The sequence below is a fragment of the Paludisphaera mucosa genome (assembly GCF_029589435.1).
Lineage (GTDB): Bacteria > Planctomycetota > Planctomycetia > Isosphaerales > Isosphaeraceae > Paludisphaera > Paludisphaera mucosa.
The window spans coordinates 3,597,059-3,614,351 of the sequence record NZ_JARRAG010000002.1 but is presented as its reverse complement, the minus strand read 5'-3'; the positions used below and the strand labels follow the sequence as shown (position 1 = coordinate 3,614,351).

Here is a 17,293-nt window from a genome sequence, read left to right as displayed (position 1 = left end):
CGTCAGCGCGTGATGGTCAGGCTGGGGACGTCCCGGCCCTGGTCGTCGGAGATCAGGCCGTTGCTGACGGTGATCTCGCTGACGGCGTAGACGCGGCCGCTGGGCATGGCGACCTGCACGGTCCAGTCGCCGTCGGGGACGCGGACGGCGAAGCGGCCGAAGGCGTCGGTCATGGCGGTGCGGTCGTCGAACGTGCCGGCCCGGTTGGTCAGCAGGACGCGGACGCCTTCCTCGGGCTCGCTGCTGGAGCGCTCGCGGACCCGGCCGAAGAGGACGTTGCGGCGGGCGGGGTCGATCGCGCGGGCCGGGTCGTAGACCGGGCGGAGGGCCTCGCGGCGGTTGCTGAAGCCCAGGTTGCCCTCGGGGGCGGGGATCAGGCCGTCGGCGCCGGCGGGGCTCGACGGGGCCGGCGCGTCGTCCGCCTTGGGGGCGGGGCCGGCGGGCGCCGGGGCGACCTCGCCCGGCCGGACGGTGCTCTGCTCGCGAGCGGGGGCCTGGGGGGCGGGCGGGCTGGTCGCGCCGTCGGCGGCCGTCGACTTCGGGGTCGACTGGACCGGCGCGGGCTGCACCGCACGCGGCCGGGGGGCCGGCGGCGCCGGGTCGACCGTCGAGGGGAGCGACGGGGCCTCGTCCAGCTCGTCCTCGGCCGTCGCGGCCGCGGCCGGGGCGCGGCGGACCGGCGGGGCCGCGGCGCGGGTCGACGACTCGGGGGCGACCATGCGGACCGACGTCGGCGCGAGCACGGCCTCGCCGCAGCAGGAGCCCGACGACGGCAGGTACGCGGTCGCGACGACCTCGCGGTCGTAGACGGTCGGCGAGACCACGGCCGTCGTCGGCACGACGTAGGACGTCGGATAGATCAGGGTGGTCGGGAAGTAGCTGGGGGTGTAGCTCGTCGCGTAATACGTGCGGCCGGTCGGGATCAGGCGGCGGCCGAAAAGGCTGCGACGGAAGCGGGTCTCGTAGTAGGTCGGCACGACGTAGCTGCTGGGGACGACGTAGCTCGTCGGCGCCAGGGCCAGGGTCTCGGTCGCGTAGGCCGTCGCATAGAAGCTCGGCGCGGCGTAGGTGGTCGGCACGACGTACGAGGCGGCGACGTAGGACGGGACGCTCACGACGCTCGACGTGGGCACCCAATCGACCGTCTCGACCCAGACGTCGTACGCCGAGGCCTCGCGGCCGGCGCCCATCGCCCAGAGAGCCGCCGCCAGCAGGGGCGACCAGAAGACACGGGAGCGCATCGTTGTTTTCCTCGTTTGATGCTCGACGGGACCCCGGTGAACCACCGCGGCTTCATGCCGGGCCGCCGACCTACCATCATAACAAGTTTACAATCGAGACCAAGGAATCCGTCCTTTGGGGGTGCGGTCGAGTTTGTCGCCCGTACGGATTGCGCCGGCGCGGCCCGTAAAAGCGGCGAGATGGGGGATCCGCGACGGGCCGTTCATCGACGGCGAGGGGCCGCGCTGCGACGGCGCTCCACGATCGAGCGGTGGAAGTCGGCCGTCGTCCGGGCGATGTGGTCGGGCCCGAGCTCGCCGTCGGCGTGGGTGCCGGCGGCTTCGCCGAGGCGGGCGGCGAGGGACGGGTCGTCGAGCAGGCGGCCCAGCGCCCGGGCCAGGGCGTCGGGGTCTCCGGGGGGGACGAGGAGGGCCGTCTCGCCGTCCTGGACCATCTCGGAGATGCCGCCGACCCGCGAGGCGACGATCGGGGCGCCCAGGGCGGCCGCCTCGGCGGTCGTGTACCCGAAGGTCTCGTAGCGGGACGGGACCGCGGTGACGAGCGCGCGCCTCCTCAGGTCGTCGATCAGGGTCGCGGGCTGGCTCCCCATCATCTCGATCCGCCCGGCCGCCGCCGCCCGGGGGGCCCTGGCGGCGACGTACTCGGCGAGCTTCCACGATCGGCCCTCGTCGTCGACGACCCCGCGATCCAGGCCGACGAACCGCAGCCGGGCGTCGGGGTGGGTCTCGAACAGCCGGGCGAAGGCGTCGATGATGACGTCGCCCCCCTTGTGGCGGTCGAACCGGCCCACGAAGAGGATCGTGCGGGGGTCGGCCTCGTCGAGCTTCCAGCGGCGATCGGCGGGGACCTGGGGGCACGGGCAGGGGATGACGGCCGCGCCCTCGAGGGGGAGCTTGTAGTACTCGCGGGTCAGCTCGAGGACGCTCCGGGACGGCGCGGAGATCGCGTCGGCCTCGCGGATGCCGCGCAACTCGCGGTCGACCCGATGTCGGTACGCGTCGTCGTCGCGGGCGCCGTTGGCGGAGCCGTTGAGGAACCAGGGCCCGTGCAGGCGGACGAGCACCGGGATCGCGAGCCGGGCCCGCACGTCGGCCGCCCACCCGAACGATTCCTCCATCTCGAGGATCTGGACGCCGTGTCGCGCGACGGCGGCTGCCGCCGCGCGGGCGATCAGGCGGCACCTGCTGCGGGTCCTCGCCGCGTCGGGCGCGATCCGGAGCAGCACGCGATCCCAGAGCCGCGAGGCCCGCGTGCCCGTCGCCGCCCATTCCGACAGGTTCCAGACCGCGAGCTCGTCCGGGGGGGATTCGGCCGTCCATTGCGCGAGGATCAGCGGCCGGCAGCCCATCCTCTGCAAACCGGGCGCGAGATTGGCCACGTAGGTGACGATCCCGTTGCCGCCGGCGGCGCCGGCCGGCCAGAAGGGGGAGATGAAGGCTGAGACGACCTGGTTCGCGTCGCCGTTCGCGCCCCGACCCGGCGGCGACGTCGGGACAGCTCGCATGCTCTCCAACGGTTGTGACCTCCATCGCGACGATCGCGCCCGCCGCGGTCCTGGGGGCGTCCGCCGCGGACGGCCTGTCGTCGTCGCGGCTCGTCGCGACGAGCGGGATCGGCCTCCCCCGCGATGGAGGTCCGAACGGATGGCGGGGCGGGACTTCGGACCCCCTCGCCGCTCAACATGGCGTCGAGTCCGAGACTACAATACGGCGGCTCGGCTCCGCAAGGGAAGGCCGGAGCCGCGGGGGGGCGGCGGAATTCGGGCCGAGAGACGTCTTCCGCGGAGGGGGCGCGACGAACTAGTCTTGTGTCGGAGCCGCGTCTCGCGGGGGCCGACCCGCGGCGGGCGGCGGAGTCTCCGAACTTCATCAAGCCGGATCCAGGATCGATACTCCGTGGAAATCCTGATCTCCATCGCCCTGCTCAGCTGGATCCCCATCTGCCTGGTGCTGTTCCTGGTCTTCCCCCGTCGCCAGGCCGTCCTCCTCGGGATGGTCGGCGCCTGGCTCTACCTGCCCCCCATGGGCATCGCCCTGGCCGGCATCCCCGACTACAACAAGGGGACCGCGTTCTCGTTCGGCATCCTGCTGGCGATGTTGATCTTCACGCCCGAGCGATTCGCCCGCTTACGCCCCTCCTGGGTCGACCTGCCGCTGGTCGTGTACATTCTCTGCCCGATGATCACGTCGAGCGTGAACGATCTGGGGGCCTACGACGGCTTCTCCACGGTCTTCGGGCAGCTGACCGGGTGGGGCGGCCCTTACCTGATCGGCCGCCTGAATTTCGACGAGCCGAGGGACGTCCGCTCGCTCGCCGTCGCCATCGTCGTGGGGGGGTTGACCTACATCCCCTTCTGTTTCGCCGAGGTGGGCGTCGGGCCCATCCTCCTCAGCAAGCTCTACGGCACGATGATCTACGAGGACATCCGGCTGGGGGGCTCGCGGCCTCGCGTCTTCCTGAATCGCGGGCTCGAGCTGGGCGTCTGGATGTCGGTCTGCTCGCTCATGGCGTTGTGGCTCTGGCGGTCCGGGGCGCTCAGGCGGATCGCGGGCCTGTCGTTCGGCGCGGTCTGGCTGCCGATCCTGCTCTTCACGACGCTGCTCTGCCGCTCCAGCGGGGCCCTGATGCTGCTCGCCCTGGCGATCATCGTGCTCGAGCTCTCCGCCCGATTGAATCGGAAAGTGTTCATGATCGCCTGGCTCTCGGTGTCGCTGGTCTACGTGGGCGTACGGATCCCGAACTACTGGGATTACAGCGGCCTGATCAGCTTCCTGGCGAACAATTTCGACCCCGATCGCGCCGAGTCGCTCGAGTTCCGCTTCCGCAACGAAGACATGTTGAGCGTCCACGCGATGCAGAGGCCGGTCTTCGGCTGGGGGGGGTGGGGCCGATCCCGGGTCCACGACGAGAGCGGCAAGGACATCACCATCACCGACGGGCTCTGGATCATCATCTTCGGGGTCAACGGCTTCGTCGGGCTGTTCTCGTTCCTGGGGATGTTCCTGATCCCGTCGTTCGCGTTCGTGAAGAAGTTCCCGGTCAGGAGGTGGACCGAGCCCGACGTCGGGGCGATGGCGGCGATCGTCGCGATGCTCGGCCTGCACGTCTTCGACCTCCTGCTCAACGCGTTCCCGAACGCCGTCTACGTGGCGGCCGCCGGCGCGCTGGCGACCGCGGTCCAGGCGAAGGTCGGCGCGCGCGCAGGCCTGGAGGCGGGAGGCGAGCCGCCGGCCGGCCTCGAAGGGCCGCGGCCGTCGCCGGTCTCGGCCGAGGAACGCCTGGCCGAGCGCTACATCGAGATGGCCCGGACGCTCCGGATCAACGGCGGCTACGAGGCCGCCGCCGACGCCCGCCGCTTCGCCTACGAGACCCTCTCGCAGCGCGCCGGGGAGGGGATCGAGGCGCCCGCCTCGCGCCGCCGCCGCCTGGACTGCGGCAACGACCTGGCCTGGCTGCTGGCGAGCCGCCCCGACCCCAGGCCCGGCGACCGCGAGGAGGCCGCCGAGCTGGCCCGGCGGACCACCGCGGCCGAGCCCGACAACCCGACCTTCTGGAACACCCTCGCCCTGGCCCTGTGCCGCGTCGGCGACGACGACGAGGCCTATGCGGCGGCCCTGCGGTCGATGGAACTCGAAGGCTCCTGGAACGGCTACGACCTGGTCGTCCTGGCGCTCACCGACGCGCGGCTCGGCCGCAAGGACGAGGCGGCTCGCTGGCTCGCGGAGGCCGGCCGCTGGCGCGACGAACGCGACGAGGCCGACCGGACGCTCGACGAGCTGATCCGCGAGACCGAGGCGGCGCTGGACGCCTGAGCCGCCCCGGCGGGATCCGGCCCGGGTTCAGGGGGCGCGTCGCGAGGCGGCGTGAGAGGTCTCGGGCGGCGGGGCGAGCGAGCGGTAGTAGAAGAAGACCGCCGTGAGGCCCATCAGCAGGGCGGCCAGCCCGGCCGCGTAGGTCGTCAGCGTGTAGACCTTCAGCGAGTTGTAGGTGGCGGCCGCGTTCTCGCCCTCCTTCGTAGCCAGGATCGCGCGCTGATCCTTGATCTCGCGGAGGTTCTCGGCGGCCTCGCTCTCGAGCACGGCGATCCGCTCGCGGAGCTTGGGGGCCGCCTTGGCGTCGGCCTCGTATTCCGCGAGGGTCTTCCGGGCGGCGTCGAGCTCGGCGCCGAGCGAGCCGGCGGCCGAGGTCAGGTCCTTCACGCGGAGGCCGAGCGCCTCGTTGACCGACTGCTGGGCGACGAGCTGCTTGCGGGCGTCGTCGCGGGCCCGGGCGAGCTTCTCGTAGCGTTCGACGAACAGCTCGGGAGTCTCTCCGCCGACCTTCTCCAGGAGCAGGTCCACGGCCGCCTTCCGGCCCGACGCCGACTCGTCGACCTCGAGCTTCAGGGCGGCCAGCGCGTCGCCCTGCTCGCCGAGCCGGCCGTCGACCCGGCTCAACCAGAAGCCGGCGGTGGCGACCAGCAAAAACAGCAGCGAGCCCAGGAAACCGAGCAGGACGGCGAGCGCGAGGCGGTCGCCGGGGCCGCCGACGGGGGGGGCGGGTCGACTCAGCATCTTGATCAGCTCCGCCTCGAGGCGAGGAGAAAGGCCCGAGCCGCCCTGGGACGAACCGGGGAGGTTCTCCATCTGGTCGGCCAGCCGCGACAGCGCCACCCGCTCCGAGCGCTCGGCGCAGAGGTGGAAGCCGCCGACCTGCACCATCCGGCCGTCCGCCCACTGGAAGAACCCGCGCGTCCCCTGGATCGGGTCGACGACGTAGGCCGTCTGCAGGGGCTGGGAGAAGAAGTTCTGGTGGATGAACAGGTCGTGATGGGACAGGAAGATCCCGAAGTTCGGGTGGGTGTGGTACCAGCCGACGACGTCCAGGTCGGGGTGGAGGCGGTCCCGCTCGCGGGTGATCTCCTCCCAGGAGTCGTGGGTGTAGGTGAAGCTCGCCTGGGTGTTGGCGTAGTGCTTGGCCTCGAGCGACCGGGTGATCCAGACGAACGGGCGGCCCGACGCCGGGTCGACGCACTCCTTGCCCAGCAGGACGCCCCCCAGCTCGACCGACGTGTCCGACAGCGCGTGCCGCTCGATCGCGTCGGCCGGGGCCGGGTCCAGAAAGACGGGCAGGTCGTCGGGGCCCGGCGTCTGGCAGGCGACGCAGGCGTACCGGGCGTCGCGGTCGGGGCGTTTCAGCCGCGCCGGCTCGCGGAACCGGACCTCGCCGAAGACCATGTCGTCGCCGCTCACCGGCCGCCCTCCCAGCCCGAGGCGAGGCCGTCGCGGTCGCCGGCCAGGAGGAAGAACCGGGAGGAGCCGCCGCCGTCGACCCGGACCACGTCGTAGGGCGGGATGCCGACCTCGGCCAGCGTCCGCGCGGCCAGCGGCGAGTCCTCGGCGATCGCGCTCAGGAGGATCGGCCGGCCGGGCTCGCGGCAGGTCGGGCATTCGGCCTCGGACTGGGCGACGGCGGTCCGCGGCCGCATCACCTCGCGACGGCCGCCGCAGCGGGGGCACTCGACGGCCTCCACCAGCTCGCGGTCGAGCCCGAGGGCCAGCGGCCGCCGCAGGCCCTCGGCGGCCGCCGCGTCGAACAGCGAGCGGATCGTCGCCGACCGGCCCAGCGGCAGCTCGATCGGCTTCGGGTAGGTCTCGTGGCTCAGGCAGTCCTCGCGGAAGGGGAGCTTGGTCGTGTAGAACTGGTTCCCCACGCCGTTGAAGACCATCGCCGACCCCCCCTCGACGGCCATCCCGTGCAGCAGCTTGAGCGCCTCCTGCACCTGGAGCGCCGCCATCATCGACGCGATCGTGGGGGCGGTCGGCACCTTGCCGGCCAGGATGTCGTCGCGCTTCAGCAGCGGGCAGCTGTAGCGCAGGTTCAGGAGCTGGTAGTCGCGCTCGGTCATCGTGCATTCGTAGCAGGCCGAGACCGGCGGGGTGAAGACCTTCACGACCCCCTGGATCTCCTGGATGCCGGCGTCGATCCAGGGGACGCCCACCTTCCAGCACTGGCGGTTGACCCAGAGCCGCGCCTCGCGGTTGTCGAGGCAGCCGATCACCAGGTCGACGTGCGCGAAGAGCCCCAGGCCGACGTCGGTGATGACGTCGCCGTGGATCGGCACGAGGGCGATCTCGGGATTCAGCTCGCCGGCCCGGCGGGCGGCGACGCGGGCCTTCGACTGGCCGCCGTCCTCGGACCGGAAGAGGACCGAGCGCGACAGGTTCGACGGCTCGACCTCGTCGAGGTCGATCACGTAGGTCGTCCCCACGCCGACGAGCGCCAGGTTTTTGAGGACCTCGTTGCCCAGCGCCCCCGCGCCGACGACGAGGATCCTGGCCGCCGCGAGCCGCTCCTGCCGCCACCAGGGGATCAGCCGGAGCCGGCCGTATCGGTCGTCGTCGTCGATGCGCAGCGGGGCGTCGTCGAGGGGCGGCTGCGTCGTCATGGGCTGGATTCCGCCTCGTCCCGGCCGGGCCGGATCACTCGATGAAGAGGATGTCGTCCTGGGCCCGGGGGGCTTCCGGCTCGACCCCGACGACGGCCTCGTCCACCGTCGTCTCCAGGATCACTACGCCCTCCGCCTCGGCCGAAGCCGGCCGCTCCTCGTCGGGCCGGTTCCGCCCTTCCAGGAACCGCCGGACCCGGCCGACGGCCGCGTCGCCCGCGCTCGCCGCCGCGCCCAGCAGGCCACGAGCGGGCCCGCCCGAGCCGGGCCCGGGGGCGACGGTCGGGGCGGGGGCCGAGTCGATCCGGCCCTTCGCCTCGCGGACGTCGCGGATCGGCCGGGGGTCGGTGGGGAAGGGGATCGCGGTCTGGTTGCCGGCCCAGAGCGCGGCGTCGCGGTTGTACGGGCTGCGGACGTCGAAGTTGTGGTAGCGGGCCATGTCCCACAGCATCGTGCAAAGCTCGTCGAGCTGAACGCTGGGGACCCAGTGCGTGCCGTAGCCCCCCAGGCAGACCATCCCGATCTCGGAGATGTTGGGGTGGTGGATGGGCGAGAGCCAGCGGATCTCGGGGATCGAGCGCGGGTACGACGACCCCAGCTTGATCTCGACCTCGTGCGCGGCGGCGAATTTCACCTTGCCGCCGTCGCGGCGCAGGCCCTTCCCGCGGAAGGTGATCCGGTAGAGGTGCGGGGGGTCGCCCTGGGCCCGGAAGTCGAAGACGGTGCTCTCGGCCCGCAGGCGTTCGAGGGCCGTCAGGTCGTTGCGGAGCCGTCGCAATCGCGGCGAGTCGTGCATGGTCTTGGATCCGTCTCGTCTCGTCTGGCCCGCTCGCGTCGGTCCCGGTCCCTCGTCGGCCCGGGATCAGCCGGCGACGACCTCGGGATAGACGATCAGGTGGTCGCCGTCGCGGATGCCGGCGTCGACGAGCGTCCAGTTCTCCAGCAGCCGCCGGCCCCCTTCCTTGTGGTCGAGCGCGTAGCTCATGGGCTGGCCGTCGGGGCTCGTGGCCGGCAAATTCATCTTGGTGATGATGTTCGGGATGATCCGGCTGACGGGGACGGTGAATGCGATCACCGCCTTGACGGATTTGGCACCGGTCTGGTCCAAAAACGTCACCTGTACGCCCGTGGGATCGCTCGTTCCGCCGTATGACATGATCAGGATACCTCCTCACATGCCTTCGATCGCCGCCGGCGATTATTGCGCCGGAGCCGCGCGGATTCCGGTTCGCGATCCACGCCCCGAGGCCCGGGGGCGCATCTCTCGGCCGCGACGCGTGGGGGATCAGGATACCATTTGACCACCATCGACGGAAGGGTCAAGTCGCGCGACGTCGGCACGCCCCTGCCTGCGCCCCCGCGCCTGCGCCGCGTGCAGGGGCGCTCCGAAACGGATCGAGCCCGATCCCCATTTCCCGCGCGGCGGGTGCGGGTGGCGGGGGAATGTGATAGATTGGGGTTTTGCCCCGGCCCGGCGACGCGTCCCATAGGCGGTGGGACGCCCCCGCGTCGAGAGAGGATCAGGACCATGCAGCCCGACCCGACGCAAGACCCGACGGGTGGAGACGAACCCGAAGCCCTGGCCGATGGCCCGCGCTTCCTGCCCCCGCTCCACGGCGGGCTGCCGATCCTCGACCCCGACGAGGCCTACGTCGAGGACGGGGAGGGGTTCGAGCCCGACGAGGAATTCGACGAGTTCGACGTCGACGACGAGCCCCGGACGGTGCTGATCACCGGGGCCTGCAGCGACGTCGGCCGCAAGCTGCGCACGGCCTGGGAGGACGTCTACGACCTGATCCTCCTGGACGCCGACCCCGGCGAGGAGGACGGCGACGTCTTCAAGGTCGACCTCACGGCCTTCGACGAGGAGTGGACCACCCACTTCCACGGCGTCGACACCGTCGTCCACCTGGCCGCCGAGCCCGACGAGGACGCGACCCTGGCCGACCTGGTCCGCCCCGACCTGGACGTGCTCGCCAACGTGCTGAACGCCTCGGCGCTGGCGGCCGTCGAGCGGATCGTCTTCGCCAGCTCGAACCAGGTCATGTCGGGCCTCCGCCAGCGTCCGCCCGAGCTGATCTCCACCGACCTGCCGCCCAACCCCGCGGGCGTGTACGGCGCGATCAAGCTCGCCGCCGAGCGCTTCGGCCGCAGCCTGGCGCACGCCTTCGACGTGACCTTCGTCGCCGTCCGCCTCGGTACCGTCCAGCCCGGCGCGAACCGGCCCGAGTCGCTCAAGGACGACTGGGACCGCAAGCTCTGGCTCTCCAACGGCGACCTCGTCCGCCTCTTCGACGCCGCCGTCGAGGCCGAGATCGAGGACCGGCTCTTCCTGGTCGTCAACGGCGTCTCGCGCAACCAGGGGGCGCTCTGGGACCTCACCGACGCCGCCGAGGTCCTCGGCTACCTCCCCGAGGACGACGCCTTCGCCCCCCGGCACCAGGCCGAGGCCCTCGACGAACGCCACTCGCACTGACGACCCCCCCGCGGCGATCGCCGACGCCGCGGGATTCCCCGCCCCTTCGGGCGCCTCGCGCCCTTCCACCCCCGGATTCGGACCCGTCCCATGCTGCATCCCTGGCACGACGTCACACCCGGCGAGCACCTGCCGCTGGAGTTCAACGCCCTGATCGAGATCCCCATGGGGTCGAGCGTCAAGTACGAGCTGGACAAGCAGACCGGCCTGCTGCGGCTCGACCGCGTGCTCTACTCGGCGGTCTACTACCCGGCCAACTACGGCTTCATCCCCCAGACCTACGCCGAGGACGACGACCCGCTCGACGTCCTGGTCCTCTGCCAGGAGGCCGTCGCCCCCATGACCCTCGTCACGGCGCGGGCGATCGGCCTGATGACCATGGTCGACGCCGGCAAGAAGGATCATAAAATCCTGGCCGTCGCCGTCGGCGACCCCGAGTTCAACAGCTTCCGCGAGGCGACGGAACTCCCCCCCCACCGCCTGATGATGCTGCGGCGGTTCTTCCAGGACTACAAGTATCTGGAAGGCAAGACCGTCGAGGTCGACGAGATCCAGAACTCCGACACCACCCGCCACGTCATCGAAGACTCCCTCCAGCGCTACAGCGCCCAGCGCCGCCGCGGCTTCCACCACAAGCACTGAGCCGACCACCCGGCCGATCCCGGCGGCTTCGGCCCCGGGATCGGGTTTCCTTGGGTTCGTGCGCATCGACGCCCGAACGCAATGAAGTGATGCAAGTGGAATCGGTTGAACAACTTAATCGCAATCTTCGACTCCCGAGTATTGGGTTCGTTGGTCGAAAACCGCATCAATTTCGGGAGCCGCTTCGACGTGTCTCGAAGGCGATGCTGGGGGCCGACGGGCGCGGACCCTTCGAGAGAATATGGTACCGGATGTCAAGTTCGACGATCCGATCGACCTGGAAGTCGATGCCCTCCGGCGCGTGCTGCGTCGGGGGACGCGCGTAGTCAAGCCAGGCAGAACGGCAGCAGGACGTCCAGCAGGGCGTCGGGCCTCTCCTCGGCGACGTAGTGGCCGCACCGATCGATGACGACGCCCTGGACGTCGGTCGCTGCCTCGCCGAGGGAGCGGCCCATCGCCGCGCCCATGCACGCCTCGGCCCCGATCGCCAGCACGGGCATCGCCAGCGGGACGGCCGCGGTCGCCCGGTTCTGCGCGATCGAGTCGAAGATCGACCGATAATACGCCAGCCCGGCGCTCCATCGGCCCGGGGCGGCGTAGGCCCGGGCGTAGATCTCGATCGCCTCCTCGTCGAAGGCCGCGGCCCAGTCGACGGATTTCGTGCGGAAGAGCCAGGCGAGGAAGGCCCGTTCGCGGCCCGCGATCAGCATCTCGGGAAGCTCGAGGACGTAGTTGAAGGCGAAGTGCCAGGTCTTCGCCGCCGTCTCGGGCGTGAACCGGTAGGAGTCCTGGGACGCGAGCCCGGGGATCGCTCCGTCGATCAGGGTGAGGTTGCGGACCCGCTCGGGCCGCCGCGCCGCGTAGGCGTAGCCGACCCAGGCGCCGACGTCGTGCGTGACGAGCCGGCAGTCGCTCGCGTCGAAGGCGTCGAGGATCGGATCGAGGTGCAAGGCGATCGAACCGGTGTCGTGGCCGCCCTTCGCGGGGTCGCTCTCGCCGAGCCCCGGCAGGTCCACGGCGACGACGTGAAACCGCTCCGCCAGTCGTGGCATCACCTTGCGCCACGAGTACCAGGTCTGCGGCCAGCCCGACACCAGCACCATGAGCGGCCCCGCGCCCGTCTCGACCGCGTGCAGCATGACGCCGGACGCGGCGATCTGCTGGTGCTTGAACCCGGCGGGCGTCGCCGCCTCGTCGCTTTTCTCCATGAGGGCGTCTCCCGATACGTCGTCGGCCCGCCGATCGCGTGAGCCTCGGGGAGCATCCCGGCCGGTCCCCGCGAGGATGAGTTCCCTCGTCTCGACGTCCGCGACGCACGCGTTCGTCCGGGGCTCAATCGCGGCGCAATTGCCCCTTGAGCCACTCGGCCTTGTTGGTGGTGATCCCGTCGACGCCGGCCTCGATCAGGCGGCGGGCGATGGCGGGGTCGTCGACCGTCCAGACGTAGAGCGCGAGGCCCGCCGACTTGACGCGGTCGACGAAGGCGCGGTCGATGGGGCCCTTGAAGTCGAGGTCGAGGCCGTCGGCGTTCAGCTCTTTGGCTTTCGAGATCAGTTCGTCGACGGTCGGGGAGACGACGTTGGTCTTGGGGTCGCGCTTGAAGCTGGCGAGGTAATACGCCTTCAGCTCGGGGAGCCGCTTCTTGGCCTCGGCGACCGTGTCGGCGTGGAAGCTGATGACGGCCGTCTGCGCGGGCTTCTTGCCCGACCTGCGGACGGCCTCGACGAGCGCGGGGACGGCCTCGGGGCCGGTCTTGACCTCGATGAAGCAGCGAGCCCCGTCGGGGATGGTGGCCAGGGCCTCGTCGAGCGTCGGGAGGGGCTCGCCGGCGAACTTGGGGTTCTTCCAGCGGCCGGCGTCGAGGCCCTTGAGGTCGCTCCAGGCGGACTCCTTGATCTCCTTCGCGACCCCCGTGGTGCGCTTCGTGTCGCCGTCGTGGCTGACGACGAGGACGCCGTCGCGCGAGAGGTGGACGTCCAGCTCGATGGCCTCGACCTTGCGGCTCCAGGCCAGTTTGAAGGCGGCCATCGTGTTCTCGGGCGCGTCGGCCGACTCGCCGCGGTGGGCGACGATCTCCACGGCTTTCGAATCGGTCTGCGTCGTCGTCGCCATCGTCAGCACCAGCAGCAAGCTCGGTAGGACGGCCATCCGCGTTCGCCTCGCAACGGGCCTCGGAGATTCCTCGTGAGGGGTCGAGTTTCCCAGATCCGCCCGCGATTTCAACCGCCGCGGGCGGGCTTCACGGAAACGTCACGCCGGCTCAGCGGGCGCGATTCCAGTAGATCCGGACGTTGTGGGTGGCGCGGCCGCCGGCGACCAGGTCCATGCGGCCGTCGCCGTCCAGGTCGGCGGCGAGGGCGTCCTCGCAGGCCATGCCGCCGTCGTCGACGTCGTGGCGGTCGAAGGTCGGCCCGTCGTCGCCGGGGCGTGGGGCGAAGACGAAGACGCCGGGGCCGCGGGGGGCCTCGGCCTTCTCGGCGTTGGGGTCGCGCTGGCCGATGATCAGGTCGTCGTCGCCGTCGCCGTCGACGTCCGCGCACCAGACGGCGTGGCCCCAGGCGACGGGTTTCGCGAGCACCTTGCGGGTCCAGAGCGACTCGCCCTCCTTCGGGGCCTTCGGCGGCGTGTAGACGACGACCTGGTTGCCGTGCCAGGGCTCGATGGTCGCGACGTAGCGAGAGCCGTCGGTCAGCCTGCCGACCTTGACCTCGCTGGCCCCCTTGAACGGGTCGCCCGCCTGGTCGCCCTCGCCGATCTTCGTCCGCGACCAGCCGCCCCGGCCGCGGCGGTCGAGCGCGAAGACCCCCTCCCACGCGGCGAGCACGATCTGCTTGCGGCCGTCGCCGAGCAGGTCGACGACCTGGGCGTTGTGGATCGTGTGCAGCGTGTGGTCGGCGACCTCGGAACGCCAGTGGGGATAGGCGGGGTCGCCGGGCACGTCGTAGACGACCACGTTCACGCCGGCCCCCGCACCCCAGTTCGGGCCCTTCGTGCCGCGTCCCTGGAGCGGCAGGACGATCAGTTGGTCCTTGCCCGTCCCCTTGACGTCGCCCCAGCGGATCCGGTGGATCGTGGGCTCGTCGCACTCGATGGGGTGGACCTTCCAGTCGCCGCCGCCGTCGCGGCCGAGCCACTGCAGCGTCCCGGCGTGCCCGGTGTCCGACGGCTTCCAGCCCGCCCCCAGGGTCAGGTCGATGCGGCCGTCGCCGTCGACGTCATGGGCCTGGACGCAGACGTTGTCGCGCTTCGTCCGGCCCCGGATCACGTCGTGCTTCGTCCACGACGGGTTCTGGTACCAGACCACCGCGTCTTCCGAGGCCGCGACGACGTCGGGCTTGCCGTCGCCGTCGACGTCGGCGACCGTCACGGCGTAGCAGACCTCGCCCACGTGGGGGTCGATCTCCTGGGTCTCGAACCGGGGGAAATCGGCCCCGCGCGCCCCGGAGGCGAAGGTCGCGAGGGCCAGGGTCGCGGACAAGGAGAGGATGCGCATGGTCGGCTCCTGGGGTTGAGAGGAACGTCCATGGTACGCGCGGCCGCCCCGGTTTCGAATGGGGAGCCCGCCCGGCGGCCCGGGCCCGCGTCGCCGCGAACTTCCCTCGCCGCGCGGGGTCGAGTATGTTCGCCGGATGGATGAGCGAGTCGTGACGCCTGCCGCCGCGGGCGGGGGGAGGGCCGGGCGTGAGCATCTTGCAAAGAGAAACGACCGTCCGCTACGACTGCCCGCACTGCCGGGCCGCGCTCGAATCGGTCCCGGGTCGCTGGCGGGGCTGGCTCCTCTGCCCGGACTGCGGCCGACCGGGCCTGCCGCCCCCGCCGGGGCTCGTGCTCCCGCCCGAGGAACTCCCCGAGTCGGGCGCCGGCCTGAGGGCCGAGCAATGGATCGCCGCCGGCGACGTCCCCGACGAGGGCTGGCCCCGCTGGTCGCCCGGGCTCCCCTTGCCCACGCCCCGCCCCTCGCCGCTGACGAAGGCCGCGCAGACGGCCGTCGCCGTGGGACTGGCCCTCTCCCTCTTCCTGCTGCTGATCGGCTACCTCGACCAGAGCCCGGGGATGGCGGTCGTCGCCGGCCTGGGGGCCCTCGTCTGCTTCTGGCTCCGGGTCCGCCTCGGGTCCAGGCGCTGAGAGGCGGATTCCCAGACGCGGGCCCCGAATATGCGGCCGGTGGCGCGAGCCGCCGGGCTTTGGTCATTGGAATCTTTGAAGGCCCGCGGATCGAACAGAAGCGACAGGCCTCGCAGACGCCCTGGTCATGTCCGCTGCTTCCATCGTCGCAGGGGTCCCACCAAACTGTCCCGGTTTTGTACGGCGACTCCGCGAGGCGGGGGAGGCGGGGAGACGTCAGTGGTCGAGGCGAAAGCGCCTGCGCCGCGATTTTCGAGCGTCTCGGCGTGGCCGACGCAGAAGTCGACCGGGGGCCGACCTGGCCGAGGTACTCATGAACGCAGCCGACACGTTTTATCTGGTCGCCTGGCTCTGGCTCATGCACGTCGTCGTCGCACTCGTCCTCGGCTCGCGGGGAATCGAGTTCGCCCGCGCTCGCCTGACCCCGCTCGACTCATTGACGTTCGTCGTGCCGTTCGGCATCTGGGCGGCCATGTTTTTTTTCGAGCCGATTCCCAAGAGCCTCGGCAATCTGGCCGAGTCGCTCTTTCTGGGAGCGGCCCTCGGGACCGCGTTCCTGATTCGGCCGTTCCTGGCTTCGGCGGACCGGAAGACGTCCGCAGCCCTGGTGACGTTGCTCGTCATGTGTTTGGCGGCCGTCGCGTTGTATGCGTTCATGCCGCCGCTGGGCGACGAATAGGTCGGCCCGGCCGCCGCGGTCGAGGGGCCCGACGCTCGCTATAGCCCGTGGGGGGACGGCGTCGCGTCTTCTCGTGCAGGAGCCGGTCGGGGCGCCAGGCGGGCCTGGGAGCGGTCGACGAGGGTTTCGAGGTCGTGCTCGCGGATCAGGCGGCGGACGCTGGCGATGGAGGCGAAGACGCCCATGCGGCGATCCTTGACCATCTCGGCGTGGCCGACGCAAACGCCGACCAGCCGGCCCTGTTCGGTGAACAGCCCGCCCCCGGAGCGGCCGTGCTCGGGAATCTTCAGGGTGATCAGGAAGGGCCGCTCGACGTCCTCGCCCTCGAGCTGCAGCCGGGTGGTCTCGACGATCTTGGTGTTCCAGCTCGAAAGCCGCGCGCCGAGGTCGACGCCCAGCGAGGTCACGAGGGTGTCGGTCCTGAGGTCGTTGGAATCGCCGTCGAACAGGCGGGCGACGAAGGGGAGGGGCGAGGGGTCGCGCAGCCGGAGGATCGCGACGTCGGCCGCCGTATCCACGCCGACGACCTCGGCCGGGACGATCAGCGGCCAGGCCCCGCCGCGGGCGTGTTCGAGGCCGATGTTGTAGCGGTGCAGCTCGATCACGATCGACCCCGGCTCCCGCACCACGTGGGCGGCCGTCAGGACCAGGGTCTGGTCGGAGGCCGTCGCGATGATCGTCCCGGTCCCCTGCGAGGTCCCCCGGCGGATGACGACCGTCGGCCGGAACGTGTCGTCGTCCCCCGGGGCGAGGGGGTCGCGGCGGGTCGGCGCCTTCGCGGCCGGGGCGGGCCGGGTGGAGGGCGTCGCGCGGGCCGCGCCGACGCGGGACGCCTCGGCGCTCCGACGCCTCACCGCCTGCGCGGGCAGTCGACCCGGCATGGCCAGGAGTCCCGCGGCGAGGACCGCCGCCACGAACCCGACGCGCCTCGCACCGCCCCGAAATCCGGGAGCCGATCGCCCCATGTCGAGCCGCCGTGGTGAAAAGACGCGTGAAGGGGTAAAGGGTGGGGCCCGCGCAGCCTCCGTCCCCCAGACCCATCCCACGATACCGACTCACGGGCCGGCCTGGCGAGATCCGTCTGCCGTCGCCCTCCCGATCGCTCGCAGCCGGGGGAGCCCTTGCCATCGGGCCGGCCGGCGTGTTTCAATCCGCTCGGCGAAATCAGGGCGCGCGGCGCCTTTCCTTTCCCCTCCCCGCTTCTCATAGAGACCGCCATCATGATCTCGATTCCCAAGTCCTTCCGCATCGCCGCCCTGTCGGCCCTCGCGGCCTCGGCGATCGTCGCCGGCCCGGCATTCGTCGCGTCGCCGGCCCGCGCCGAGGACGCCGTGCTCTCGCCGGCGCTCAAGAGCCTCCAGGGCGACTGGACGAGCCGCGAAGACGCGGAGATCCAGGCCGACTGGACGATCAAGGACGACACCATCAAGGTGACGGTCAACGGCACCGAATACGCCGGCAAGGTCGTCGTCGACGACGCGGCGAAGCCGCACCCGGCGCTCACGATCGAGATCAAGGAAGGCCCCGGCGACGCCGCCGGCCAGTCCGCCAAGGGCGTCTACAAGCTCGACGGCGAAAAGCTGCTCGTGAACATCGGGGCCCCGGGCCAGGATCGGCCGACCGACCTCAACCCGGGCGGGACCGACGTCTACCTCTTCTCGCTGACGAAGAAGAAGGCCGCGAAGTAAGGCGTCCCCGCATC

The 17,293-nt window shown here is 71.3% G+C and carries 16 protein-coding genes; 6 read left to right on the top strand and 10 right to left on the bottom strand.

Going from position 1 to position 17,293, the window contains the following annotated elements; all coding sequences use genetic code 11:
• Positions 1-2: 2 nt before the first annotated feature.
• Both PZE19_RS23665 and PZE19_RS23660 read right to left on the bottom strand, forming a co-directional pair.
• Positions 3-1,241 carry a carboxypeptidase-like regulatory domain-containing protein gene (locus PZE19_RS23665; protein WP_277863072.1) on the bottom strand — a complete coding sequence of 413 codons (1,239 nt, stop codon included), beginning with the start codon at positions 1,239-1,241 and terminating at the stop codon, positions 3-5.
• 203 nt (positions 1,242-1,444) lie between these two features.
• Positions 1,445-2,746 (bottom strand): glycosyltransferase family 4 protein, encoded by a 1,302-nt coding sequence (locus tag PZE19_RS23660; protein ID WP_277863071.1) that lies wholly within the window; start codon positions 2,744-2,746, stop codon positions 1,445-1,447.
• A gap of 391 nt (positions 2,747-3,137) precedes the next feature.
• Here PZE19_RS23660 and PZE19_RS23655 point away from each other — a divergent pair, with 391 nt between their 5' ends.
• Positions 3,138-5,054 (top strand): hypothetical protein, encoded by a 1,917-nt coding sequence (locus PZE19_RS23655; protein ID WP_277863070.1) that lies wholly within the window; start codon positions 3,138-3,140, stop codon positions 5,052-5,054.
• A 27-nt stretch (positions 5,055-5,081) separates the two neighbouring features.
• Here PZE19_RS23655 and PZE19_RS23650 read toward each other — a convergent pair whose 3' ends face one another.
• From PZE19_RS23650 to PZE19_RS23635, 4 genes are all read right to left on the bottom strand, one after another.
• Positions 5,082-6,473, bottom strand: a complete 1,392-nt coding sequence (locus tag PZE19_RS23650) for a Mov34/MPN/PAD-1 family protein (protein ID WP_277863069.1) — start codon at positions 6,471-6,473, stop codon at positions 5,082-5,084.
• A complete protein-coding gene (locus PZE19_RS23645; protein WP_277863068.1) occupies positions 6,470-7,669 on the bottom strand; it encodes a ThiF family adenylyltransferase in 1,200 nt (399 codons plus the stop codon). The genes PZE19_RS23650 and PZE19_RS23645 overlap by 4 nt, the downstream gene beginning before the upstream one ends.
• A 34-nt stretch (positions 7,670-7,703) precedes the next feature.
• Positions 7,704-8,465: a ubiquitin-conjugating enzyme E2 gene (locus PZE19_RS23640; protein WP_277863067.1), complete on the bottom strand. Its 762-nt coding sequence runs from the start codon at positions 8,463-8,465 to the stop codon at positions 7,704-7,706.
• A gap of 66 nt (positions 8,466-8,531) precedes the next feature.
• The gene (locus tag PZE19_RS23635; RefSeq protein ID WP_277863066.1) at positions 8,532-8,825 is read right to left on the bottom strand and encodes an EsaB/YukD family protein; all 294 of its coding nucleotides are present in this window, start codon (positions 8,823-8,825) and stop codon (positions 8,532-8,534) included.
• A 372-nt stretch (positions 8,826-9,197) separates the two neighbouring features.
• Here PZE19_RS23635 and PZE19_RS23630 point away from each other — a divergent pair, with 372 nt between their 5' ends.
• Both PZE19_RS23630 and PZE19_RS23625 read left to right on the top strand, forming a co-directional pair.
• Entirely contained in the window at positions 9,198-10,145 is a 948-nt protein-coding gene (locus PZE19_RS23630; protein WP_277863065.1) for an NAD-dependent epimerase/dehydratase family protein, read from the top strand.
• 90 nt (positions 10,146-10,235) lie between these two features.
• On the top strand, positions 10,236-10,787 hold the full coding sequence (locus PZE19_RS23625) for an inorganic diphosphatase (RefSeq protein WP_277863064.1): 552 nt from the start codon (positions 10,236-10,238) through the stop codon (positions 10,785-10,787).
• Between the two features lie 326 nt (positions 10,788-11,113).
• On the opposite strand, the gene PZE19_RS23620 is transcribed toward PZE19_RS23625, so the two are convergent.
• The 3 genes from PZE19_RS23620 to PZE19_RS23610 form a co-directional block, all read right to left on the bottom strand.
• Complete coding sequence (locus PZE19_RS23620; RefSeq protein ID WP_277863063.1) at positions 11,114-11,995, bottom strand: alpha/beta fold hydrolase; 882 nt, start codon at positions 11,993-11,995, stop codon at positions 11,114-11,116.
• Positions 11,996-12,119: 124 nt separating this feature from the next.
• Entirely contained in the window at positions 12,120-12,935 is an 816-nt protein-coding gene (locus PZE19_RS23615) for a glycerophosphodiester phosphodiesterase (RefSeq protein ID WP_277863062.1), read from the bottom strand.
• 112 nt (positions 12,936-13,047) lie between these two features.
• The gene (locus PZE19_RS23610) at positions 13,048-14,280 is read right to left on the bottom strand and encodes an FG-GAP repeat domain-containing protein (RefSeq protein ID WP_277863061.1); all 1,233 of its coding nucleotides are present in this window, start codon (positions 14,278-14,280) and stop codon (positions 13,048-13,050) included.
• A 188-nt stretch (positions 14,281-14,468) separates the two neighbouring features.
• On the opposite strand from PZE19_RS23610, the gene PZE19_RS23605 reads away from it, so the two are divergent.
• Together PZE19_RS23605 and PZE19_RS23600 are read left to right on the top strand one after the other, a co-directional pair.
• A complete protein-coding gene (locus PZE19_RS23605) occupies positions 14,469-14,912 on the top strand; it encodes a hypothetical protein (RefSeq protein ID WP_277863060.1) in 444 nt (147 codons plus the stop codon).
• Positions 14,913-15,225: 313 nt separating this feature from the next.
• The gene (locus PZE19_RS23600; RefSeq protein ID WP_277863059.1) at positions 15,226-15,591 is read left to right on the top strand and encodes a hypothetical protein; all 366 of its coding nucleotides are present in this window, start codon (positions 15,226-15,228) and stop codon (positions 15,589-15,591) included.
• Between the two features lie 38 nt (positions 15,592-15,629).
• Here the strand turns inward: PZE19_RS23600 and PZE19_RS23595 are convergent, their stop codons facing one another.
• Positions 15,630-16,472: a S1 family peptidase gene (locus PZE19_RS23595; protein WP_277863058.1), complete on the bottom strand. Its 843-nt coding sequence runs from the start codon at positions 16,470-16,472 to the stop codon at positions 15,630-15,632.
• A gap of 339 nt (positions 16,473-16,811) precedes the next feature.
• On the opposite strand from PZE19_RS23595, the gene PZE19_RS23590 reads away from it, so the two are divergent.
• Positions 16,812-17,279, top strand: coding sequence for a hypothetical protein (locus tag PZE19_RS23590; protein WP_277863057.1), 468 nt, complete (start codon positions 16,812-16,814; stop codon positions 17,277-17,279).
• Positions 17,280-17,293: the final 14 nt, after the last annotated feature.